This window comes from Salinarimonas rosea DSM 21201 (assembly GCF_000429045.1).
Classification (GTDB): domain Bacteria; phylum Pseudomonadota; class Alphaproteobacteria; order Rhizobiales; family Beijerinckiaceae; genus Salinarimonas; species Salinarimonas rosea.
The window spans coordinates 121,483-145,128 of record NZ_AUBC01000013.1; the positions used below are offsets into that span (position 1 = coordinate 121,483).

Consider the following 23,646-nt stretch of genomic DNA (forward strand, 5'->3'; position numbering starts at 1 on the left):
TCCGCGCTCGTCTTATTCTATTTTACGCGGAAAATGAAGTGCCCATCGCGATGGGGGGGGCGGCTTGCGGCCAGGCATCCTTCTGAGGGGCTCGCGTTCGCACGGGCTCGCCCGACCGACGATCGACCACGAGGCGCTCCGCCTCGGCGGGGAGCGGACCTGTCGCGTCGCCGTCCTCGTGCCGATGAACGGCTCCGCCGGCATCTGGGGACCCTCCTGCATCTCCTGCACGCAGCTCGCGGCCGCCGAGATCAACCGGCGCGGCGGCATCCGCGGCCTGCCGGTCGAGACGATCTTCCTCGATTCCGACGTCGCCGCCGCGGACGCGCTCGAGGCAGAGCTCGACGAGCTGATCGGCGCCGATGCGATCGCGGGCATCGTCGGCATGAGCGTCAGCTCGGTGCGCCGGCGCCTCAACGGCCTCGTGGCCGGGCGCGTGCCGCACGTCTACACCCCGCTTTTCGAGGGCAGCGAGCGCACGCCGAACGTCTTCACGATCGGCGAGACGCCGCGCGACCAGCTCGTCCCCGCGATCCGCCACCTGACGGAGCGGCTGCGCGTGCGCCGCTGGGCGCTCGTGGGCAACGACTACGTCTGGCCCCGCGCCTCGAACGCGCTCGCCAAGCGCTGCATCGCCCAGGCCGGCGGCACCGTGACGTTCGAGGGCTACGTGCCCTTCGGGCTGGAGGAGCCCGGCTGGCTCGTGGAGCGGATCGTCGCGACGAAGCCCGACATCGTGCTCATGTCCCTCGTCGGCCAGGATTCGGTCGAGTTCAACCGCGCCTTCGGCGCCTGGGACCTGCACCGACGCATCTTCCGCTTCTCCACCGCGATCGAGGAGAACGTGCTCATGGCGACGGGGGCCGAGCACACCGAGCGCCTCTTCGTCTCCGCCGCCTACTTCGCCGGGCTCGAGACCGAGCGCAACCAGTCCTTCCGCGAGCGCTACCACTCGCTCCACCACGACGTCGCCCCGGCGCTGAACTCGCTCGGCCAGTCGATGTACGAAGGCCTGAGCTTCTTCGCCGCGCTCGCGAACATGCGCCATCGCGGCCCGCGCACCCCGGTGCGCTACGAGAGCGCCCGAGGCGGCGTGTTCCACTCCAACGAGCGCAAGGAAAACCCCACCTACCTCGCCCGGGCGGACGGCCTGCGCTTCGCGGTCGTCGCCCGCCTCGCGTGAACGTCGCTCCTCCCCCGTCGGGGGAGTGGATCGGCGCCGAATGCGACGAGACGGAGGGGGCGCCGCAGGCGCTTCGCCGACAGCCGAAATCCCACGCATCGAGTGGCGGGCCCCCGCCCCTGGCTCGCTCCGCTCGCCGTTCCCGCCCCGAGGGGGGCGGATCGTGCGCCGATTATTGAAATGGAAAATTATTGCTTGAAACGGAAAATAGCCTGGGCTACGGATTCGGGACGCTTTCCGCCTGGGAGGGACCCGTTCGACACGGGCCGTCCCGAACGTCCGGGAGATCCGCGTGGGGTGGTTTCTCGCTCTCGTCGTCGCCCTCGTCGTCGCGTCGCTCGCCGTGCTCGTCCTGGGCCGCTGGTACGTCAAGTCCTCGCGGGACGTCGCCCTGGTGCGCACCGGCGCCGGCGGGCGGCGGGTCGTGATCGACGGCGGCGCGCTCGCGCTGCCGATCCTCCACCGGGTCGACCGCGTCAGCATGCGCTCGACCCGCCTCACGGTGGAGCGGGCCGGCGCCAAGGCGATGATCTCGGGGGATCGCCTGCGCGTCGACCTCGCCATGGAGTTCCACGTGCGCGTCGACCCGACGCCGGACGGCATCGCCACCGCGGCGCAGTCGCTCGGCGCCAAGGCCTTCCGGGACGAGGAACTGCAGCTTCTCGTCGAGGGCAAGCTGATCGACGCCGTGCAGGCGGAGGTCGCGCGGCGCACCCTCGACTCGCTGCACGAGGACCGCGCCGGGCTCTCCGCCGCCGTGGCCGAGCGCCTCGGGACGGTGCTCGGCCGCTCGGGCCTCCTCGTCGAGTCCGTCTCGCTGGTGCGCCTGGACCAGACGCCGTTCTCGGCGCTCGACGACGGCAATGCCTTCGACGCGGTGGGCATGCGCCGCCTGGCGGAGGTCGTCGCCGAGAACCGCAGGGCCCGCATCGAGGTCGAGGCGCAGACCGACATCGCCATCCGCCGGCGCCAGCTCGAGCAGGCCAAGGAGCGTCTCGCCATCGAGCGCGAGCAGGAGGAGGCCGAGATCGCCAAGCGGCTCGAGCTCGAGCGCCAGCGCATGCGCGCCGAGACGGACATCACCGCCGGGCGCCTGCAGGCGGGCCGCATCGAGGAGGAGGCGAAGATCGAGGCCGACCGCGAGGTCAAGCAGGCCGAGATCGAGCGCGACCTGCATCTGCGCAAGCGCGAGTCGGAGGCGCTCGCCGAGCTCGAGATCCACAAGCTCGACAACGCCATCGCGGTGGCGGGCAAGAAGGGCGTCGAGACCGCCGAGCAGGCCAAGGCGGAGGCCGCGCGCGCCGCCGTCGTCGAGGCGCAGGAATCGGTCCAGACCACGCGCGAGCTCGCCGCCGCCGAGCGCACCCGCCGCCTCGCCGCGCTCCAGGCGCTGCGCGAGGCCGAGATCGACGACACCCGGGTCAAGGCCCAGGTCGCCTCGATGCTCTCGCTCGCGAAGGCGGACGCGGAGGCGACCGCGGTCAAGGGTGCCGCCGAGCGCGACCGGCTCGTCGCCGAGGCCGCGGGGCGCAAGGCGCAGATCGAGGCGGAGAACCTGCAGAGCGAGCCGCTCCTGCGCGCGCGGCTCGACACCCACAAGCTCGACCGTCTGCCGGAGATCATGGCGCAGATGATGAAGCCGGTGGAGAAGATCGAGTCGATCCGCATCAACCAGATCGCGGGCCTGGGCCAGGGCGGCGGCCACGGGGACGGCGGCGGGGGCTCGCCGTTCAGCCAGGCGCTCGACTCGATCCTCGGCATGTCGGTGCAGCTGCCGCTGATGAAGAAGATCGGCGACGAGATCGGGCTCGATTTCGACGCCCAGCTCGCCGGCCGCACGGCCGATGCGGCCGGGCGTGCCGCCGCCGCCTCGCGGACGGGCAAGAGCGGCTGAGAACGAAGAGCGGATGAACCTGGCTCGAAGGGACGGGAGGACGTGATGGCGGCCCTGAACAAGCGCGACTTTCTCAAGGGGGGATCGGCCCTGGCGCTCGGCGCGCTCGCGAGCCCGGCGCTCGTCGGCCGCGCCGCCGCGGCCGAGCCGATCAAGCTCGGCTCGGTGCTCGACGTCTCGGGCATCTTCGACGGCTACGGCAAGCCCATGGACATGGCGCTGCGGCTCGCCGTCGAGGAGATCAACGCCGGCGGCGGCCTGCTCGACCGCCCCGTGGAGGTGACGGCCTACGACACGCAGTCCGACATCGCGCTCTACACGCAGTACGCCCAGCAGCTCGCCCGGCGCGACCGCGTCGACGTGGTGCACGGCGGCATCCTGTCGGCCTCGCGCGAGGCGATCCGGCCGATCCTGCGGCGCGCGGAGATCCCCTACTTCTACAACGTGCTCTACGAGGGCGGCGTCTGCGACCGCAACGTCGTCGTCACCGGCGTCACGCCGGCGCAGCAGGTCGCCGTGCTCGTACCGGCTGCCATCGAGCGCTGGGGCAAGCGGATCTACATCCTCGCGGCCGACTACAATTACGGCCAGATCACCGCGCGCTGGATGCGCAAGTTCGCCGAGGAGGCGGGCGGCGAGGTCGTCGAGACGGACTTCTTCCCGCTCGACGTCTCCGACTTCGGCTCGACCATCGCCAAGATCCAGACGGCGACGCCCGACATCGTGCTCTCGGCGCTGGTCGGCGGGGCGCACCTGTCCTTCTACCGCCAATGGGCGGCTTCGGGAATGAAGGACCGCATCCCGATGGCCTCGACGACGCTCGGCGTCGGCAACGAGCACCGGATCCTCGGGCCGGAGGCAGACGGCATCCTCGTCGCCTACAACTACGCGCCCGAGATCGACTCGCCCGCCAACCGGGCCTTCCTGGAGGCCTGGGGCGCGGCCTACGGCGATACCGGGCTCGTCAACGAGCTCGCCGTCTCGAACTACCAGGGCGTGACGCTCTGGGCCGAGGCGGTCCGCCGCGCCGGCACCGTCGAGCGCATGCCGCTGATCGAGGCGATCGAGAGCGGCATGGCGATCGAGGGCCCGGGCGGCACCGTCGTGATCGACCCGAAGACGCACCACGCCATCCTCGACGTCCACCTGATGGAGTTCCGCGACGGCGGCGCCGTGATCCTCGAGACCTTCGAGCAGCGCCCGCCCATCGACACGCAGGCCGTGTGCGATCTCGAGGCGAACCCCGACGACGACACGCAGTACGAGATCGAGATCTAGCACGCGTCCGCTGTCGCGCGGCGTCGCAGGGAGAGGTGAGCGTGGATCTGGCGGGCGTCATCGCGATCGAGGTGGTGTACTCGGTGGCCTCGCTGATCCTGATCAGCGCCGGGCTCGCCGTGATCTTCGGCATGATGCGGGTGATCAACCTCGCCCACGGCGAGTTCATGATGATCGGCGGCTACGCCACCATCGTCTCCGCGAACGCGGGCGTGAACGTCTGGGTCGCGATGCTCGTCGTCGCGCCCCTGACGGTCGGGCTCGTCGGGCTCGTCGTCGAGCGTCTCGTGATCCGCGTTCTCTACGGGCGGCTCGTGGACACGATGCTGGCGACCTGGGGTCTGAGCCTCGTCCTCGTCGGGCTCGCGACGATGATCTTCGGCAACACGACCGCGGGCATCTCGCCGCCGATCTCGGGCTTCGCGCTGGGCGGCTACCAGGTCAACGGCTACAACCTCTTCGTCGTCGTCGTCACCGTGGTGCTGCTCGCGTCGATGTGGGCGGTGCTGCGGCTCACGCGCCTCGGCCTCCTCGCGCGCGGCACGATGCAGCGCGCCGACATGGCCGCGGCGCTCGGCTACGATCCCGACCGCGTCTACATGGCGACCTTCTTCGCAGGCTCGGCGCTCACGGGGCTGGCGGGCGGCGTGCTCGCCCCGCTCGTCGGCCTCGTGCCGACGACGGGGGCGGGCTACGTCGCCGAGGCCTTCATCACCGTGATCACCGGCGGCGCCTCGCTCATCGTCGGCATCGTCTCGAGCGCCACGATCCTCGGCGTCGTCTCGCAGGCCTTCACCTTCGCGACGCGTCCCGTCGTCGGCGAGGTCGCGCTCCTCGTCACGGCGCTCGTCCTGCTGCGGCTCCTGCCGCAGGGCATCACCGGGCGCTTCTTCCGGAGGGCGACGTGAGCGCCCGCCCGCAGCTGCGCGGCACGTTCGTCGCGCTGGCGGCCGGCGCCGCAATCCTCGCGCTCGCGCCCCTCGTCGCCGAGACCTACACGCTCTCGGTGCTGGTCATCTACGCGATCCTGGCGCTGAGCCTCGGGCTGATCTGGGGCTTCGGCGGCATCCTGTGCTTCGGCCAGGCGGCCTTCTACGGGCTCGGCGCGTACACCTACGCCATCGCCGCCATCAACATCGGCGAGAGCACGCTGCCGGTCCTGCTCGGCATCGCGGTGCCGTTCGCCTTCGCCTTCGTCCTCGGCGCGGTGATGTTCTACGGCCGGCTGTCGGACGTCTATCTCGGGGTCGTCACCCTCGTCGTGACCCTGATCTTCTTCCGCTTCATGAACGCGACGGCGGGGCCGGCCTTCGCCATCGGCGAGGCGCGGCTCGGCGGCTTCAACGGCATTCCCGGCTTCCCGATCCTCAACGTGCCCGGCCAGCCCCGCTGGGAGATCTACGACGGCGCCTTCTATGCCGTCTGCGCGGTCGCGCTGCTCCTCGTCTACGGCCTCGTGCGCTGGCTGCTCGCCAGCCCCTTCGGCCGCGTCGCCGTGGCGATCCGCGAGAACGAGGGGCGGGCCGAGCTGATGGGCTACGACGCACGCCTACGCAAGACGGTGCTCTTCGCCGTCGGCGGCGGGATCGCCGGGCTCGCCGGCGTCCTCTACGCCTCCTGGGCGGAGATCGTCACGCCCGGCCTGTTCTCGCTGGCCCAATCGGCCGAGATCATCGTCTGGTGCATCGTGGGCGGGCTCGGCACGCTGGCGGGGCCGATCATCGGCGCGGTCGTGCTGGGCTACGCCAAGTTCCTGCTCGGCCAGCAATCCGTCATCGACAACACGCTGATCCTCGGCGCGATCCTGGTCCTGTCCGTCCTCCTGATGCCCCGCGGCATCGCCGGCGTGCTCGGCGCCGCCTGGGGGCGCGCGCCGCGACGCGCCCGGAGGCCGCGGCGCCGTGCGGGCGCGCCGCGCCGGCTGCGGAGCCTCGATCGTGCCTAGCGTTCTCGAGACCCGCGGCCTGACGATGACGTTCGGAGGCGTCGCCGCCGTCGACGGCGTCGACTTCACGCTCGGCCGGCGCGAGCTGCGCTGCCTGATCGGCCCGAACGGCGCGGGCAAGAGCACCTTCTTCAAGTGCCTCACCGGACAGCTCAAGCCGACCGCCGGCGAGATCCGCATCGGCGAGGAGGAGACCACGGGCTGGGACCCGCACGCCGTGGCGCGGCTCGGCGTGGGCGTCAAGACCCAGGTGCCGAGCGTCATGGACGGGCTCAGCGTGCGCGAGAACGTCTGGCTCTCCGCCTACCGCGGCCGCGGCAGGGCGGCGGCGCGCTCGGCGACCGACGCGGCGATCGAGCGCCTTGCGCTGGGAGAGATCGCGCGCGCCCTCGTGGGCCGGCTCTCTCACGGCGAGCGCCAGCGCGTCGAGCTCGCCATCGTCGTCGCCGCCGCACCGACCCTGATCCTGCTCGACGAGCCGGCGGCGGGCCTCACCTCCGAGGAGGTCGGGCGGCTCGCCGAGATCATCGTCGCGCTAAACCGCGAGGCGGCGATCGTCATCGTCGAGCACGACATGCAGTTCATCCGCACCATCGCGAGCGTCATCACCGTCTTCTCGCAGGGGCGCATCCTGGTGGAGGGGCCGGTGGAGGACGTCATGCGCGACCCGCGCGTGCGCGACGTCTACCTCGGACGCAAGGGCTGACGATGGACGATCCGGACGCGCTGACCATCACCGCGCTCGCCGCCGGCTACGGCCGGATCCCGGTGCTGCACGGGATCGACCTCACCGTCGGCCACGGCGAGATCGTCGGCATCCTCGGCCACAACGGCATGGGCAAGTCGACGCTCCTCAAGACGATCATGGGCTACCTGCCGGCGCGGGCGGGGACGATCCTTCTCGACGGCGAGCCGATTACGCGGCTGCGCCCGCACGACCGCGCGCAGCGGGGGCTCGGCTACATCCCGCAGGGACGCGGGATCTTCCCGCAGCTCACCGTACGCGACAACCTGCGGCTCGCCTTCCACGCCGACGGCCGGCGAACGGAGGAGGAGGCGCTCGAGGACGCGCTCGCGCTGTTCCCGCGCCTCGAGCGGCTCCTCGATCGCATGGGCGGCGCGCTCTCGGGCGGCGAGCAGCAACTCCTGGCCCTCGCGCGCGGGCTCGTCGCCGAGCCGTGGCTCCTGCTCCTCGACGAGCCGACGGAGGGCATCCAGCCGAGCATCATCGAGGAGATCGAGGAGACGCTCGGCCGGCTGCGGACGGAGCGCGGGCTCACCATCCTGCTGATCGAGCAGAACTTCGAGTTCATCACCACGCTCTCGGACCGGGTGCTGGTCCTGGAGCGTGGCCGCATCACCGCCGAGCTCGACGCCGCCGCCCTCGCCGATCCCGCCCGGATCGAGGCCTTCCTCGGCTTCGGCGGCCCGCGGCGCACCCGCGGCGGCGAGACCACGGGCGGGCATCGAGAGATCGCCCACGGCGTCCCCGCCGCCGCGCCCGGCGCCGTCGCCGCCGCGGATCTCGCCCGTGCGCGCGGCGACCACTCCCACCAGGCACGGCCGGCACCTGCGCCGGCCTCGGAGGCCTTCATGACCGTCAGACGCCCGACCCTGGAGCAGATGCGCGACCTCGTCGCCGGCCTGCACATGTCCATGAGCGACCGCGAGCTCATGGACTACCTCTCGATCATGGAGGGCACGTTCAAGGCCTACGACGAGATCGACCGGCTCCCCGACTACCTGCCCAAGGTCAAGTACCCGCGCACCCCGGGCTACCGCCCCACCGGGGCCGAGAATCCGCTGAACGCCTGGTACTACAAGAGCGAGGTGCGCGGCGCGGCGACCGGGCCGCTCGAGGGGCGCCGCGTCGTCCTCAAGGACAATGTCTGCCTCGCCGGCGTGCCGATGATGAACGGCGCCTCGACGCTCGAGGGCTACACGCCCGACATCGACGCGACCGTCGTGACCCGCATCCTCGACGCAGGCGGCACCATCGTCGGCAAGGCGCATTGCGAGTATTTCTGCCTCTCGGCGGGAAGCCACACCAACGCGACGGGTCCGGTGCACAACCCCTACCGCATCGGCCACATGGCCGGCGGCTCCTCCTCGGGATCGGGCGCGCTCGTCGGGGCGGGCGAGGTCGAGATGGCGATCGGCGGCGACCAGGGCGGCTCGATCCGCATCCCCGCCTCCTTCTGCGGCTGCTACGGCATGAAGCCGACCCACGGGCTCGTGCCCTATACGGGCATCATGCCGATCGAGCCGACGATCGACCACGCCGGGCCGATCACGGCGACCGTGCGCGACAACGCGCTGCTGCTCGAGGTGATCGCCGGCGCCGACGGGCTCGACCCGCGCCAATACGCCCCGCGAGTCGACCGCTACACACAGGCCGTGCGCCAGGGCGTCTCGGGCCTGCGCATCGGCGTGGTCGAGGAGGGATTCGGCCACGCCAATTCCGACCCCGAGGTGGACGCGATGGTGCGCCGCGCCGCCGAGCGGTTCCGCGCGCTCGGCGCCGCGGTGGAGGACGTGCGCGTGCCCGCGCATCGCCTCGGCCCGGCGATCTGGACGCCGATCGCGCTCGAGGGGCTCGTCGACATCATGATGCACGGCAACGGCTTCGCCACCGGCTGGAAGGGGCTCTACACGACGAGCCTGCTCGACTACCATGCGAACTGGCGCAGCCGCGCCGACGAGCTCTCCAAGACACTCAAGATCTCGATGTTCGTGGGGCAGTGGATGCTCGAGCGCTATCGCGGGCATTTCTACGCCAAGGCGCAGAACCTCAGCCGCAAGCTGCGGGCCGACTACGACGAGGCGCTCTCCCGCTACGACCTTCTCGTGATGCCGACCCTGCCGATCACCGCCCAGCCGATCCCGGCGCCGGACGATCCGCTCTCGACCTACATCCAGCGCGCCTTCGAGGCGATCGCCAACACCGCCCCTTTCGACGCCAGCGGGCATCCGGCGATGAGCGTGCCCTGCGGGCTCAGCCAGGGGCTGCCGGTGGGCATGATGATCGTCGGGCGCCACTTCGAGGAGAGCACGATCTACCGCGCGGCCGGCGCCTTCGAGGCGCTCGGCGACTGGCGGAGCATGTGAGGAGGCGCCCATGACGTCCTTGACCCAATCGCTGGCGGACTCGCTGCGCACGTCCCTGCGCGATGCGCCGCACGAGACGGCGGGTGCCGTGATCGCGCCGGTCGACGGCCGCGCCTACGTCTCGGGAGACCGCTCGGTGCCGCTGCGCCGCGCGACGATCCCGCAGGTCCTGGCCGAAACGATCGCCCGCCACGGATCGCGCGAGGCCGCGGTGTTTCGCGAGCCGGGGACACGCTGGACCTGGTCGGCCTTCGGCGAGGCCGTGGACCGGCTGGCGAGCGGGCTCCTCGCGCTCGGCCTCGCGCGCGGCGACCGCCTGGCGATCTGGTCGCCGAACCGCCCGGAATGGCTGATCACCCAGTTCGCGACGGCGCGGATCGGCGTCGTGCTCGTGACGATCAACCCGGCCTATCGCGTCGCCGAGCTGGAATACGCGCTGGAGACGGCGGGCTGCAAGGCGCTGATCACGGCCGCGCGCTTCAAGTCGTCGGACTACCTGGCGATGATCCGCTCGCTCGTCCCGGAGCTCGAGACCTGCCGGCCGGGCGCGCTGCGCTCGGGACGCCTGCCGCAGCTGCGCGTCGTCATCCGGATGGGCGGGTCGGAACCGGGAGAGGCGCGCACGCCGGGCATGCTCGGCTTCGAGGAGGCCTGCGCGCTGGGCGGGCCCGGCCACCGCCTGCGTCTCGACGCGCTCAGCCGCGACCTCGACCCCGACGAGCCGATCAACATCCAGTTCACGAGCGGCACCACCGGGTCGCCGAAGGGCGCGACGCTCACCCACTACAACATCGTCAACAACGCGGGCTTCACCGCCCGGACCATGCGGCTCGACGAGACCGACCGGCTGTGCATCCCGGTGCCGCTCTACCATTGCTTCGGCATGGTGCTCGGCACGCTGGCCTGCGCGAGCGTCGGCGCGTCGATGGTCTTCCCCTCCGAGGCGTTCGAGCCGCTCGCCACCCTGCGCGCGCTCTCGGAGGAGCGCTGCACGGCCTGCTACGGCGTGCCGACCATGTTCGTCGCCATGCTCGACCACCCGGAGTTCGCGCGCTTCGACTATCGCAGCCTGCGTACCGGCATGATGGCGGGTGCGCCCTGTCCCATCGAGGTCATGCGCCGCGTCGTGCGCGACCTCAACATGCCGCAGGTGACGATCGGCTACGGCATGACCGAGACGAGCCCGATCTCCTTCCAGTCGAGCGTCGACGACGGGCTCGAGGAGCGCGTCTCGACGGTGGGGCGCATCCACCCCCACGTCGAGGTCAAGATCGTCGACGCCGAGGGCCGCACGGTGGGCGTCGGCGAGCGCGGCGAGCTGTGCACGCGCGGCTACTCGGTGATGCGCGGCTACTGGAACGACGAGGCGCGCACGCGCGAGGCGATCGACCCGGGCGGCTGGATGCACACCGGCGACCTCGCCACGATCGACCCGCGCGGCTATTGCGAGATCGTCGGGCGAGTGAAGGACATGGTCATCCGCGGGGGCGAGAACATCTATCCGCGCGAGGTCGAGGAGTTCCTCTATCGCCATCCGAAGGTGGCGCAGGTGCAGGTCTTCGGCGTGCCGGACGCGCGCTACGGCGAGGAGCTCGCCGCCTGGATCGTGCTCCAGCCGGGCGAGCCCGCGACCGAGGAGGAGATCCGCGCCTTCTGTGCGGGGCAGATCGCCCACTACAAGATCCCCCGCCACATCCGCTTCAAGGACGCCCTGCCGATGACGGTTACCGGCAAGCCGCAGAAGTTCGTGATGCGCGAGGCGATGGAAGCGGAGCTCGGCCGGGCCTGAGCCTATCCCCTCGCGCTCCCGGCCGGCGGACCGGTGAGCCGGCTGTCCTACCGTGCCGAAAATCCCGGGGCGGCCGATGTGGGTGGGCGCGGGAGGTGAAGGGGCCCCCGCCGCCGCTGGACTTGGCGGTCCGGCTCGTGCAGACTGTTCCAAACGGTCGGACAGCCGACCAAGGGCAATCGAGCCTCGCACGTCCCCGGCTTCGCCGGGGCTGCGAGGCTTTTGCTTTTAGGGGACCTCATGGCGCTCAGGCTCGGTCTCATCTTCTCTACGAGCGGCAGCTATGCTGCGCTTGGGCAGAGCGCGCTGGCCGGGGCGCTCGGCGCCATCTCCGCCCTGCATCGCGCTGGAACGATCGAGATCGAGCCCGTGATCCGCGATCCCGGCGGCGATATCGCCGGATACGAGAGCGCCGCCTCGGATCTTCTCGACATGGGCGTGCGCCATATCCTCGGCGCGATCACCTCGTGGAGCCGCAAGGAGATCATCCCCGTTCTCGAGCGCAAGGACGGGCTGTTGTGGTATCCGTGCCCCTACGAAGGGTTCGAGTGCAACGACCACGTCGTTTACTTGGGCGCTGCGCCGAACCACCATGTTGTGCCGGCAACCGACTGGATCGCGACGCAGGGAATGCGGCGGGCGTATCTGGTGGGCTCGAACTACGTCTGGGGCTGGGAGACGCTGCGCCTCGCGCGCGAGCGACTCCAGGCGGCGGGGATCGAGGTGATGGGCGAGCGCTATGTGCCGCTGGGATCGACCGACCACGCGCATGTCGTCGACGAGATCCGCGCGTCCGGTGCGGAGTGCGTCTGCAACAGCCTGATCGGCCCGTCGAACGTGAGCTTCCTGCACGATCTCTCGACCCGCGATCTCGCGCGGCGGAACTGGCCGGGGCATATGGTCAGCTTCAACCAGACGGAGGCCGACCTGGACGCGCTCGGCCCCGCGGCCGACGGGCTTCTGTCGGCCGGCAGCTTCTTCGAGGAGGACGCAGGCCCCGCCCTCGTGCAGGCGGCTGCGGCCCACGCGCCGAACGGGCGCGCCTCGGCGTTCCTGGCCAACGCCTATGCCGCCGTCGAGATCTTGGCGGCCGCGGCATTGCGCGCCGGAACGGACGCGCCGCGCGCGGTTTTCGCCGCCGCCTCCCGGGCACCGTCGACCACGGCCGTGGGGGAGATCCGCATCGATCCCGTCATGCGCCACGCGGCGCTCGCCCCCCGGCTCGCGCTGGCCGAGGGCGGCCGCTTTCGGGTGATCGAACGCGCGCCGGCCGCCATTCCCGCGGATCCGTATCTCGCACGCCAGACAGGCTGCGCCACGCGCCGGAAGCCCGATCTGAGGATCGTCAGATGACGCGATTTCCGCTTCACAATTTCGCCGGGCGCACAGCCATCGTCCTGCATCCGTCCGAGGAGCCGATGCGTCGCGTGGTCGAGCGGTGCGATCGGCTCGGCATCCGAGCGCTGCCGCACAGCGGCGAGCTCGACCGCGACACCGCAGCGGCGGCGGACATGATCGTTCTCGACATCGACACCGGCCATGACGGCCTGTTTCCCTGGCCGGCCGGGCAGGCTCCGATGCCGCTGATCGGTCTCGTGGGATCGGAAAGTCCCGGCCGTCTCGCCTGGGCGCTGGGGCAGGCGGTCGACGCGTATCTGCCTCTCTCGGCACTGGGGAACCTGTTCTCGGCGCTGGTGGTCGCGCACGAGACATTCGCCCGCAAGCCGGAACGCTCGCGCCAGGAGCGGGAAATCGCGCGTCAGCGCGCGGGGCGCCTCGACGTGATCCGGGCGGTCCTGCTTCTCGTGCCGGAGTGCGGCGACGAGGCATCGGCGCTCAAGCAGCTGCGCACCATGGCGATGGTCGAGCAGGTTTCGATCGAGGAGGCGGCCACCCTCCTCCTGGCCAAGGGGCGGACGTCTCGGGCAGGCGGTCGATGAGCATGGCGACACATACGAGGCGGGTGGCGGGCGCAGGCCCGCGCCGCGGGGGCCGCGCCCGGGCGGTGCTGACGGAGCTGCTGCGCCGGCCGCGCGGGGTCTTCGGGCTCGGTGTCATCGCGGTGATGGTCTTCGCCGCTGTCTTCGCGCCCTGGATTATGCCGCACGACCCGTTCGAGCAGAGCTTCGACGGATTGAGCGTGATGGGGGGCCCGCTGCCGCCCGGTGGGGACTACCTGCTGGGCAGCGACCTCTTGGGGCGGGATCTGGCCTCACGCCTCATCCTGGGGACGCGGACTTCCCTCATCATCGGGGTGGCGGCAAACGGGATCGCGGTCTTGCTGGGCGCCGCGGTCGGGATCACGGCAGGCTATTTCGGCGGCTGGACGGCGGCGATCCTGATGCGGTTCACGGATCTCATGATGGCCTTTCCGGCCCTGCTCCTGGCCATCGTCCTGGCGGCGATCTTCCAGCCTTCGCTCATGATCGTGGCGCTCGTCATCGCCATGGTGAACTGGGTGCAGATGTCGCGGGTCATCTACACGGAGACACGCAGCCTGGCCGAGCGCGAGTTCATCCAGGTCCAGCGCGCCATCGGCTCGGGGCCGCTGCGCATCGTGGGCCGGCACCTTCTGCCTCATCTGCTGTCCTCGATCATCGTCTTCGGCACGCTCGGCATTTCCACGACCGTGCTTCTCGAGGCGACGCTCAGCTACCTGGGCGTCGGGGTGCAGCCGCCCATGCCGTCCTGGGGCAACATCATCTTCGAGAACCAGACCTATTTCTCGTCCGCTCCCTGGCTGGTGTTCTTTCCGGGCGTCTTGATCGTGCTGCTGGCGCTGGCGTTCAACCTGGTCGGCGACACCTTGCGCGACATCCTCGACCCGACGTTGAAGGGGCGGCACTGATGACGAGCTACATTCTCCGCCGCCTCCTGGAAAGCGCGCTGATCCTTCTCGGCATCACCTTCATCACGTTCGTGCTGCTCTACCTCGTGCCCGCCGATCCGGCCCGTCAGATCGCGGGACGCTCCGCCACGGCCGAGACCGTGGCGAACATCCGCGAGCAGCTCGGCCTGAACGACCCGATCTTCGTGCAGTACTGGCGCTATCTGTCGGGCCTGTTCCAGGGCGACATGGGCCGCTCCTACCTCCAGAGGGCCGAGGTGGCCACGCTGATCGCGGCCCGGTTGCCGGCGAGCCTGCTGCTGATGGTCTCGGCCATCGTGACCGAGCTCGTCATCGGGCTCACCATCGGCGTCGTCGCCGCCCTGCGCCGCAACCGGCCGGCCGACCATTCGCTGATGATCTTCTCCTTCGTGGCGATCTCGGCCCCGCAATTCGTGATCGGCATCCTGCTGCTCTACGTTTTCGCGGTGCAGCTGGGCTGGTTCCCCATCGGCGGCTACGGCACCTTCGCCCATCTGGTCCTGCCCTCGATCACGCTCGGGCTGCTGGGCGCGGGTTGGTATTCGCGCATGATGCGCTCCTCGATGATCGACGTCCTGAACCAGGACCTCGTCAGGACGGCCCGGGCCAAGGGCCTGTCGAAACTGCGCATCATCACCCGGCACGTCATGCCGAACGCGATCCTGCCGATCATCGCCATGATCGGGATCGATATCGGCCTGTTCATGTCCGGCATCGTCGTCGTCGAAAGCGTCTTCGGATGGCCGGGGATCGGCCAGCTCGCCTGGCAGGCCATCCAGCGCATCGACATCCCCGTGATCATGGGCGTCACCATGGTCTCGGCCACTGCCATCGTGATGGGCAACCTTCTCGCCGACCTGGTGGTGCCCCTCATCGATCCCAGAATTAAGACCAAATGATCAACCGGGAGAGAAACAGATGAAGACGCTCATGCTTTCCGGAGTCGCCGGACTGGCCTTCGTCGCGACGGGCGCGCTCGCCCAGGTCGACCAGGACGCCCCCCAGGGCGGCGAGATGGTGGTCACCTACCAGGACGACGTCGCCACGCTCGACCCCGCGATCGGGTACGACTGGCAGAACTGGTCGATGATCAAGTCGCTCTTCGACGGGCTGATGGGCTACGAGCCCGGCACCACCACGCTGCGCAACGAGCTGGCCGAGAGCCGCGAGGTCAGCGCGGACGGCATGGTCCACACCTTCACCCTGAAGGACGGGATCATGTTCCACAACGGCCGCGAGATCGTGGCCGAGGACGTGAAATACTCTCTCGAGCGGGTCACCAATCCGGCGACGCGCAGCCCCGGCGCGGGCTTCTTCTCGATGATCGAGGGCTTCGAGACATGGAGCGCGGGTGAGGGCGAGGGCCTGTCGGGCGTCGAGGTGATCGACGACAAGACGGTCCAGATCACGCTGTCGCGTCCCGACGCGACCTTCGATCACGTCCTGGCTCTGAACTTCGCCTCGATCGTGCCGCGGGAAGCCGTCGAAGCATCGGGCGAGGATTTCGGCCGCGAGCCCGTCGGCTCGGGCGCGTTCCGTCTGGCCGAGTGGACGCCCGGCCAGCGCGTGGTGTTCGAGCGGTTCGAGGACTACCACCGCGCCGGTGTGCCGAAGCTCGATCAGGTGACGTTCAACATCGGCCTCGACCCGACCGTGGCGCTGCTGCAGCTTCGAAGCGGCTCCGCCGATGTGCCGGGTGACGGCATCCCGCCTGCGCAGTTCCTGCAGGTGGTCGAAGACCCCGACTACGAGGACCAGATCGTCGAGGGCGGCCAGCTCCAGACCGGCTACATCACCATGAACACGCAGATGGAGCCGTTCGACGACGTGAACGTCCGCAGGGCGATCAACATGGCGATCAACAAGGACCGTATCGTCCAGATGATCAACAACCGCGCCGTTCCGGCCAACCAACCGCTGCCGCCGACGATGCCGGGCTATGCCGATGGCTACGAGGGCTACCCCTACGATCCCGAGGCGGCGCGGCAGATGCTGGCCGATGCGGGCTTCGCCGACGGCTTCGAGACCGAGCTCTACGTGATGAACGTGGACCCGAATCCGCGCATCGCGCAGGCGATCCAGCAGGATCTGCGCCAGATCGGCGTGAACGCCGAGATCCGCAGCCTCGCCCAGTCCAACGTCATCGCGGCGGGCGGCGAGCCGGACCAGGCCCCGATGATCTGGTCGGGCGGCATGGCCTGGATCGCGGACTTCCCCGATCCGTCGAACTTCTACGGCCCGATCCTGGGCTGCGCGGGAGCGACGCAGGGGGGCTGGAACTGGGCGTGGTACTGCAACGAGGAGATCGATCGGCGCGCGGCCGAGGCCGATGCCATGGTCGGCCAGCCCGAGGCGCGCGAGGAAGCGTGGCGCCAGATCTATCTCGACATCATGGAAGACGCGCCCTGGGTGCCGGTCTTCAACGAGCAGCGCTTCACGCTGCACTCGGACCGGGTGGCGGGCGACGACAGCCTGTTCGTCGATCCCGTGCATATCCCGGTGAACTACGACTACATCTACTCGACCGCGGCGCAGTAATCGGCCATGTGCAAATCCTGCGACTACACGATCCACGGCCGGCACCATTACGGGTGGGACAACACGATCCCACCCGCCGAGACGGTGGCCCCCGGCAGCCGCCTGCACCTCCGGTGCCTCGACAGCTCGGGCGGACAGTTCACCGAGGACAGCACCTCGGCGAACGTGCCCGATCTGGACTTCGGCAAGATCAATCCGGTCACCGGTCCCGTCTATGTCGACGGGGCCGAGCCGGGGGACATCCTGAAGGTGCGGATCGAGGCGTTCCATCCGTCCGGCTTCGGCTGGACGGCGAACATCCCGGGCTTCGGGCTGCTCGCCGACGACTTCAAGGACCCGCACCTGAAGGTCTGGAGCTACAATCCCGATACGCTCGCCCCGGCGCTGTTCTCGGACATCGCGAAGGTGCCGCTGAAACCCTTTGCCGGCACCATCGGCCTCGCCCCTGCCGAGCCGGGGCACCATTCGGTCGTGCCGCCGCGGCGGATGGGCGGCAACCTCGATATCCGGGACCTCGCCGCAGGAACGACGCTCTACCTGCCGGTCGAGGTCGCGGGCGCGCTGTTCTCCATCGGCGATACCCATGCGGCGCAGGGCGACGGCGAGGTCTGCGGGACGGCGATCGAAAGCCCGATGGACGTCGAGGTAACGCTCGACCTCATCAAGCAGGAGAAGCTGGCGTTCCCCCGCTTCTCGACGCCGGGACCCGTCACACGCCATCTCGACGCCAAGGGCTACGAGGTGACCACGGGCATCGGGCCGGACATGATGAGCGGTGCGAAGAACGCCGTCTCGGGCATGATCGATCTGCTCTGCAAGCAGTACGGTTTCACGGCCGAGGACGCCTATCTGCTGTGTTCCGTGGCCGGCGATCTGAGGATCTCCGAGATCGTGGACATGCCGAACTGGGTCGTTTCCTTCTACTTCCCGCGGATCGTGCTGGAATGACCGACGGCAACGAGATCGGAGGGGGCGCTCCGCGGCCCCTCCTCTGCGTGCGCGACCTTCGTGTTCAGGTCGCGACTGCGGATGGCGCGAAGACGGTGCTCGACGGCTTGTCCTTCGACCTGTCGCCCGGCGAGACGGTCGCCCTGGCAGGCGAAAGCGGCTCCGGCAAGTCGATGACCGCGCTGGCGATCATGGGGCTTCTACCGAAGCCCATGGCGCGGATCGTGGGCGGGTCGATCCGGCTGGGAGAGATCGAGCTGACCGAGCTGAGCGAGACCGGATACCGCAAGATCCGGTCCGCTCGGATCGCCATGGTTTTCCAGGAGCCGATGACCTCGCTCAACCCCTTGATGACGGTCGAGCGCCAGCTCTGCGAAGTGCTTCTCGAGCACGGGGTCTGCCGACGCTCGGAGGCCCCGAAGCGCGCGCTCGGGCTGTTGAAGGACGTACGCCTGACCGAACCCGAGCGGCGCCTCGGGCAATATCCCCACGAGCTGTCCGGCGGAATGCGCCAGAGGGTGATGATCGCCATCGCGCTGGCGTGCGACGCAGAGGTCCTGATTGCCGACGAGCCTACGACGGCCCTCGACGTGACCGTCCAGGCCGAGATCCTCGACCTGATCCGCACGCTTCAGGACGAGCACGGGACCGCCGTCCTCATGATCACGCACGACATGGGCGTGGTGGCGGAGATGGCCGACCGCGTCATCGTCCTTCGGAACGGCAGGCAGGAAGAGGCGGCGCCGGTGCGCGAGCTCTTCGCCGCTCCCCGGACGGATTATGCCAAGAGCCTCCTGGCGGCGGTGCCGCGCCTCGGCACCGCGCCCGCACGCCCCCCGGTCGAGGGACACAGCAAGATCGTCGATGTGGAGGATCTGAGCGTCCGATTCGACCTGAAGGGGGGCATCCTCGGCCGGACGGTCGCCCGCGTCTACGCGGTCGAGGGCGTTTCCTTCGCCATACGCGAAGGCGAGACTCTGGCGCTCGTCGGAGAGTCCGGCTGCGGCAAGTCCACCATCGGAAAGGCGCTCTTGGGCCTCGTGCCGTGGGAGGGCTCGATCCGCGTCGACGGCGTTCAGACGCGAGGACGCTCCCGTGCCGCCATGCGCCCCGTCCTGCGCAATATCCAGATGGTGTTCCAGGATCCCGGGGCCTCGCTGGACAGCCGCATGACCGTGGGCGAGCAGGTGATCGAGCCGATGCGCGTCCACGGGCTCGCCGAGGGGTCCGAGCTCGAGGACCGCGCAGAGTGGCTCTTCCGCCGCGTCGGCCTCTCGGCCGATATGCTGGCGCGTTATCCACACGAGTTCTCGGGCGGGCAACGGCAGAGGGTGTGCATCGCCCGGGCCCTGAGCCTGTCGCCGAAGGTGATCGTCGCCGACGAAAGCGTCTCCGCGCTCGACGTGAGCGTCCAGGCACAGGTCCTCGAGCTGCTGCAGGAACTGCAGCAGGAAGACGGCCTATCCTACCTTTTCATCAGTCACGACATGGCCGTTGTCGAGCAGATGGCGGACCGGGTGATGGTGATGCGGCTGGGCCAGGTCGTGGAGGAGGGCGCACGCGACGCGGTCCTGCGCAACCCGCGGCATCCGTATACGCAGCGCCTCCTCGCCGCCGTGCCCGTCCCCGATCCCACCCGGCCGCGCCCCCCGATGCCGGATATTGCCGGTGTCGAGGAAGCAAGCCCGATCTTCCCCGTCGGACGTGGTCCCGAGCGCATCGCGCTCCACGAACTCTCGCAAGGGCATCGCGTCGCCCTGGTCGCGGCGGTCACGCCGTAGGGTCGGGCACGGGCTCCCGGTCGCGATCCCGCTCGCCCACGTCGCCGCCGCCGGTCGTGCGCCGACGCGGCTCGCCCGGGCGCAGGGGCGTGCGCTGCCGTATCCCGCGCGAAACCGGAGCGCTTCTCGCGTCGTTTGCCTGCCGCACCCCGCGGCCGGACGAAAGAGAACGATGAGCGAGACCAGGACGAAGACGAGATCCCGCGGACACGACGCCGTCGCCTCGCCCCCCTGGTGGGCGAGCGCCGTCGTCTACCAGCTCTACCTGCGCAGCTTCCGCGACACGAACGGCGACGGGATCGGCGACCTGAACGGGGTGACCGAGAAGCTCGACTACATCGCGGCGCTCGGGGTCGACGCCGTGTGGCTGTCGCCGTTCTACAAGTCGCCGATGAAGGATTTCGGCTACGACATCAGCGACTTCCGCTCCGTCGACCCGACCTTCGGCGAGATCGCCGATCTCGACCGGCTCGTGCTCGCCGCCCGCGAGAGGGGCCTGCGCACGATCGTCGACTTCACGCCCTGCCACACCTCCGAGGAGCATCCCTGGTTCCGCGAGAGCCGATCCTCGCGCGACAACCCCAAGGCGGACTGGTACGTCTGGGCGGACGCGCGGCGGGACGGGGCGCCGCCGACGAACTGGCTCTCCTCCTTCGGCGGCAGCGCCTGGGACTGGGAGCCGCGGCGCAGCCAGTACCGCTACCACGCCTTCCTCGACTGCCAGCCGAACCTCGACCTGCACAATCCCGAGGTCGTCGAGGCGATCCTCGGGGAGATGGCGTTCTGGCTCGACCGGGGGATCGACGGCATCCGCCTCGACGCCGTGCAGTGCCTGCTCAGCGACCCGGATTTGCGCGACAACCCGCCGATCGCCTCCACCGGCCCCTCGATCCTCGTCGGCGGCGGGCCCAACAACCCCTTTCGCCAGCAGGAGCACCTGTTCGACCGCGGGCTTCCGGCCTCGATGCGGCTGTTCGAGCGCATGCGGGAGCTCGCCGACCGCTACGGCGAGGACCGCTTCCTGCTCGGCGAGGCGTCCGACGTCGATTCGATCCCCTTCTGCGCGGATGCGACGGCGCCCGGGCGCCTGCACGCCGCCTATCATTTCGACCTGATCAACTCCGACCTCGACGTCGGCGTCCTGCGCCGGCAGATCCGCGAGACCGCCACGCGGCCCGACGCGACCATCATGACGGTCGCCGGCAACCAGGATTCCACGCGGCTGATGAGCAACTGGGGCCTGCGTCCCGCCAGGCAGGGCTTCGGGCGCGCCTTCGCCGCGGCGATGTGCGCGATCATGGCGACCCAGAAGGGCGGCGCGCTGGTCTTCCAGGGCGAGGAGCTCGGCCTCACCGAGGCCGAGATCGGCTACGACGACCTGCGCGACCCCTGGGGCCTGCACCTCTACCCCGACTTCAAGGGCCGCGACGGCTGCCGCACGCCGATGCCCTGGGAGGCGGACGCGCGCTACGGCGGCTTCAGCGAGGAGAAGCCCTGGCTGCCGCTCTGCGAGGACCACCGCGCCCTCGCGGTCGACCGGCAGGAGGCGGACCCCGGCAGCGTGCTGAACGCCTACCGCCGCATCCTCGCCTGGCGCCGCGGCCAGCCCGCCCTGCGCGGCGGCACCCAGCGCCTGCTCGAGGAGGCGCCGGAACCCCTCGTCGTCTACGAGCGCGCGGCGAACGGCGCGCGCCTGCTGTGCGCCTTCAACCTCTCCGACCGCCCCTTCACCTGGCGCCTGCCGGAGGACGAGCGGGACGCCTGGGAGGTCGTCGACGGGCCGGGCTTCGGGGGAGAGATCCGCGAGGGCGGGGTGCTGGCGCTGGGGGCGTACGACGGGATGTTCGCGACGCTGCGGGGCCGATAAGGTCGGCCGCCCTCGCGCCCCGCCGCCCCGCCGGCGTGGCGCCGTGCGATCGCGCGCGTCCTCCGCGCGTGCGATCCGGTCGTCACGTGGCCGCATCCGGAACGCGCAGGCGATGCGTGCGGCGGCCTCTGCGGGCTACCCGACCGGGAAGCAACCCTGCGTGACATCGGGCTCCGCGCGCCCGACGAGGGTCGCATGTCGCGACGCTCCCCCGGCAAAACTTGCCCGCTCCGCCGCGGGATTAACCCACCGTTAACCCTATCCCGCCCAAATCGAGCGCGTCAGGATTCCTCCAGCCCGCCCGAGCCATGAACGCACTCTCAGCCAAGCGCGCCCCCGAGCCCGAGACCGGCGAGCCCGAGACCGCCGGGCCCGCAACCGCTCCCTCGTCGGCCCCGGCCCCCATCCGCTTCCGCGGCCGATCCTTCGTCGCGCTGGTGCTCGCGCCCGAGCTGCCGTTCGACGACTGGCTGGCGCGGCTCGATGCGCTGGCGGAGAAGTCGGCGGGCTTCTTCCTCGGGCGACCGATCGTGCTCGACCTGAAGGATCTCGCGGTGAACCGCGACGGGCTCGCGGAGCTCGTCGAGAAGCTCGGCGAGCGAGGCGTGCGCATCATGGGCGTGGAGAACGCCAAGCCCTCGCAGCTCGGCCCCGGCCTGCCGCCGGAGATGCGGGGCGGCCGCCCGGCGAACGACATCGATCCCGCGGCCGAGGCGGAGCGCGCCGCCACGGCGCGGGCCGCCGCGCAGGCGGCCGCCGAGAGCGCGACGTCCGCCGCCAGCGGCGCGGCGCCCGCCGTCGCCGCCGCCGAGGCCGCGGCGAAGGCCGCCGCCGACGCGGTCGCGGCGGTCTCGGGCGCCACCGTCCCCGACGCGCAGGCGCCGCAGGCCGTGCCCTCCCTGATCATCGACCAGCCGGTCCGCTCGGGCCAGTCGATCGTCTTCACCGAAGGCGACGTCACCGTGCTCGGCTCCGTCGCCTCCGGGGCGGAGGTGGTCGCCGGCGGGTCGATCCACATCTACGGCGCGCTGCGCGGCCGGGCGCTCGCGGGCGCGACCGGCGACCCGCGCGCGCGCATCTTCTGCCGCAGGCTCGAAGCCGAGCTCGTGGCGATCGACGGCCTCTACAAGACGGCCGAGGACATCGGGGCATCGCAGCGCGGCCAGCCGGCACAGGTCTGGCTCGAGGGCGACGCCATGAAGATTGCGGCGATCGGCTGACGAAAGACGCCGACGACGCGGGGGTGACAACGGAGGTGGTGGCGATGGCCAAGGTTCTCGTCGTGACATCGGGTAAGGGAGGCGTCGGCAAGACGACCTCGACCGCAGCGCTCGGGGCCGCTCTGGCTTCGCAGGGCAAGAGCGTCGTCGTCGTCGACTTCGACGTCGGCTTGCGCAATCTCGACCTAGTGATGGGCGCCGAACGGCGCGTGGTCTACGATCTGATCAACGTGGTGCAGGGCGACGCGAAGCTCGCCCAGGCGCTGATACGGGACAAGCGGTGCGACACGCTCCACCTGCTCCCGGCCTCGCAGACGCGCGACAAGGACAACCTCACCGCCGAGGGGGTCGCGCGCGTGATGGACGAGCTGCGCGAGAAGTTCGACTGGGTGATCTGCGACAGCCCCGCCGGCATCGAGCGCGGGGCGACGCTCGCCATGCGCCACGCCGATGCGGCGATCGTGGTGACGAATCCGGAAGTGTCCTCGGTGCGCGATTCGGACCGCATCATCGGGCTCCTCGACTCGAAGACGCTGAAGGCCGAGGCCGGCGAGCGGATGGAGAAGCACCTGCTGCTCACGCGCTACGACCCGATCCGGGCGGAGCGCGGCGACATGCTCAAGGTCGACGACGTCCTCGAGATCCTCTCGATCCCCTTGCTTGGCATCATCCCCGAGAGCCAGGACGTCCTGCGCGCGTCGAACCTCGGCAGCCCCGTGACTCTCTGCGAGCCGGGCTCGACGCCCGCCCGCGCCTATTTCGACGCGGCGCGGCGGCTCGAGGGGGCGATCCTGCCGGTGGTGGTACCCAGCGAGAAGAAGGGCTTTCTCGGCAAGCTCTTCGGAAGGAGGGCCGCATGAACCTGCTCAACCTGTTCACGCGTCGCTCGTCCGCGCCGGTGGCGCGCGAGCGGCTCCAGGTCCTGCTCGCCCACGAGCGGTCCGTGATCGGCAATTCCGATCTCGTCGCCGTGCTGCGCGAGGAAATCCTGGCCGTGATCGCCAAGCACGTGCCGGTCGAGCGCGACAAGGTGCGGGTCAAGATGGACCGCGGCGAGTCGATGTCCCTGCTCGAGGTGGACATCGAGCTGCCCGAGATCCCGGCGGGCACGAAGGCGGCCAAGGTGGCCTGACCGGTCGCCTCCCGCCTCCGACCAATGGCGGTCTTCCCACGGCCCGCGGCGCGCGCGACCATTCAGGACGAGGCGCCCGGGCCGGGACAAAAAA

Annotated in this window: 19 protein-coding genes; all 19 read left to right on the forward strand. The window is 70.3% G+C overall.

The features are described 5' to 3' along the window. Window positions 1–64: 64 nt before the first annotated feature. On the forward strand, window positions 65–1,183 hold the full coding sequence (locus tag G407_RS0111560) for a substrate-binding domain-containing protein (protein WP_052341262.1): 1,119 nt from the start codon (window positions 65–67) through the stop codon (window positions 1,181–1,183). Window positions 1,184–1,475: 292 nt separating this feature from the next. After that, the gene (locus G407_RS27235; RefSeq protein WP_052341263.1) at window positions 1,476–3,077 is read left to right on the forward strand and encodes a flotillin family protein; all 1,602 of its coding nucleotides are present in this window, start codon (window positions 1,476–1,478) and stop codon (window positions 3,075–3,077) included. A gap of 45 nt (window positions 3,078–3,122) precedes the next feature. Next, window positions 3,123–4,355, forward strand: coding sequence for an urea ABC transporter substrate-binding protein (locus G407_RS0111570; RefSeq protein ID WP_043539587.1), 1,233 nt, complete (start codon window positions 3,123–3,125; stop codon window positions 4,353–4,355). 41 nt (window positions 4,356–4,396) lie between these two features. Continuing rightward, window positions 4,397–5,263 carry an ABC transporter permease subunit gene (locus G407_RS0111575; protein ID WP_029030927.1) on the forward strand — a complete coding sequence of 289 codons (867 nt, stop codon included), beginning with the start codon at window positions 4,397–4,399 and terminating at the stop codon, window positions 5,261–5,263. Then, window positions 5,260–6,300, forward strand: a complete 1,041-nt coding sequence (locus tag G407_RS0111580; RefSeq protein WP_210163108.1) for a branched-chain amino acid ABC transporter permease — start codon at window positions 5,260–5,262, stop codon at window positions 6,298–6,300. The genes G407_RS0111575 and G407_RS0111580 overlap by 4 nt, the downstream gene beginning before the upstream one ends. A gap of 25 nt (window positions 6,301–6,325) precedes the next feature. Beyond that, a complete protein-coding gene (locus tag G407_RS0111585) occupies window positions 6,326–7,006 on the forward strand; it encodes an ABC transporter ATP-binding protein (RefSeq protein ID WP_052341279.1) in 681 nt (226 codons plus the stop codon). 2 nt (window positions 7,007–7,008) lie between these two features. After that, window positions 7,009–9,408, forward strand: coding sequence for an amidase (locus G407_RS32545; protein ID WP_084327474.1), 2,400 nt, complete (start codon window positions 7,009–7,011; stop codon window positions 9,406–9,408). Between the two features lie 10 nt (window positions 9,409–9,418). Beyond that, entirely contained in the window at window positions 9,419–11,197 is a 1,779-nt protein-coding gene (locus G407_RS0111595; RefSeq protein WP_084327475.1) for an AMP-binding protein, read from the forward strand. Between the two features lie 240 nt (window positions 11,198–11,437). Then, window positions 11,438–12,550 carry a transporter substrate-binding protein gene (locus tag G407_RS0111600; RefSeq protein WP_029030932.1) on the forward strand — a complete coding sequence of 371 codons (1,113 nt, stop codon included), beginning with the start codon at window positions 11,438–11,440 and terminating at the stop codon, window positions 12,548–12,550. Next, entirely contained in the window at window positions 12,547–13,137 is a 591-nt protein-coding gene (locus G407_RS0111605; protein ID WP_029030933.1) for an ANTAR domain-containing response regulator, read from the forward strand. Before G407_RS0111600 ends, G407_RS0111605 begins: the two co-directional genes overlap by 4 nt. Before the next feature lie 125 nt (window positions 13,138–13,262). Continuing rightward, window positions 13,263–14,045 carry an ABC transporter permease gene (locus G407_RS0111610; RefSeq protein ID WP_425337495.1) on the forward strand — a complete coding sequence of 261 codons (783 nt, stop codon included), beginning with the start codon at window positions 13,263–13,265 and terminating at the stop codon, window positions 14,043–14,045. Continuing rightward, on the forward strand, window positions 14,045–14,965 hold the full coding sequence (locus G407_RS0111615; protein WP_029030935.1) for an ABC transporter permease: 921 nt from the start codon (window positions 14,045–14,047) through the stop codon (window positions 14,963–14,965). The genes G407_RS0111610 and G407_RS0111615 overlap by 1 nt, the downstream gene beginning before the upstream one ends. 19 nt (window positions 14,966–14,984) lie before the next feature. Continuing rightward, the gene (locus G407_RS0111620; protein WP_029030936.1) at window positions 14,985–16,604 is read left to right on the forward strand and encodes an ABC transporter substrate-binding protein; all 1,620 of its coding nucleotides are present in this window, start codon (window positions 14,985–14,987) and stop codon (window positions 16,602–16,604) included. A gap of 6 nt (window positions 16,605–16,610) precedes the next feature. Then, window positions 16,611–17,552, forward strand: a complete 942-nt coding sequence (locus G407_RS0111625; RefSeq protein WP_029030937.1) for an acetamidase/formamidase family protein — start codon at window positions 16,611–16,613, stop codon at window positions 17,550–17,552. Further along, a complete protein-coding gene (locus tag G407_RS0111630; protein WP_052341265.1) occupies window positions 17,549–19,333 on the forward strand; it encodes an ABC transporter ATP-binding protein in 1,785 nt (594 codons plus the stop codon). The genes G407_RS0111625 and G407_RS0111630 overlap by 4 nt, the downstream gene beginning before the upstream one ends. Before the next feature lie 172 nt (window positions 19,334–19,505). Further along, complete coding sequence (locus G407_RS27240) at window positions 19,506–21,200, forward strand: alpha-amylase family glycosyl hydrolase (protein ID WP_052341266.1); 1,695 nt, start codon at window positions 19,506–19,508, stop codon at window positions 21,198–21,200. A 308-nt stretch (window positions 21,201–21,508) separates the two neighbouring features. Continuing rightward, complete coding sequence (gene minC, locus G407_RS0111640; RefSeq protein ID WP_084327476.1) at window positions 21,509–22,420, forward strand: septum site-determining protein MinC; 912 nt, start codon at window positions 21,509–21,511, stop codon at window positions 22,418–22,420. A gap of 44 nt (window positions 22,421–22,464) precedes the next feature. Continuing rightward, on the forward strand, window positions 22,465–23,280 hold the full coding sequence (minD, locus tag G407_RS0111645; RefSeq protein WP_029030940.1) for a septum site-determining protein MinD: 816 nt from the start codon (window positions 22,465–22,467) through the stop codon (window positions 23,278–23,280). Next, a complete protein-coding gene (gene minE / locus G407_RS0111650) occupies window positions 23,277–23,552 on the forward strand; it encodes a cell division topological specificity factor MinE (protein ID WP_029030941.1) in 276 nt (91 codons plus the stop codon). Before minD ends, minE begins: the two co-directional genes overlap by 4 nt. Window positions 23,553–23,646: the final 94 nt, after the last annotated feature.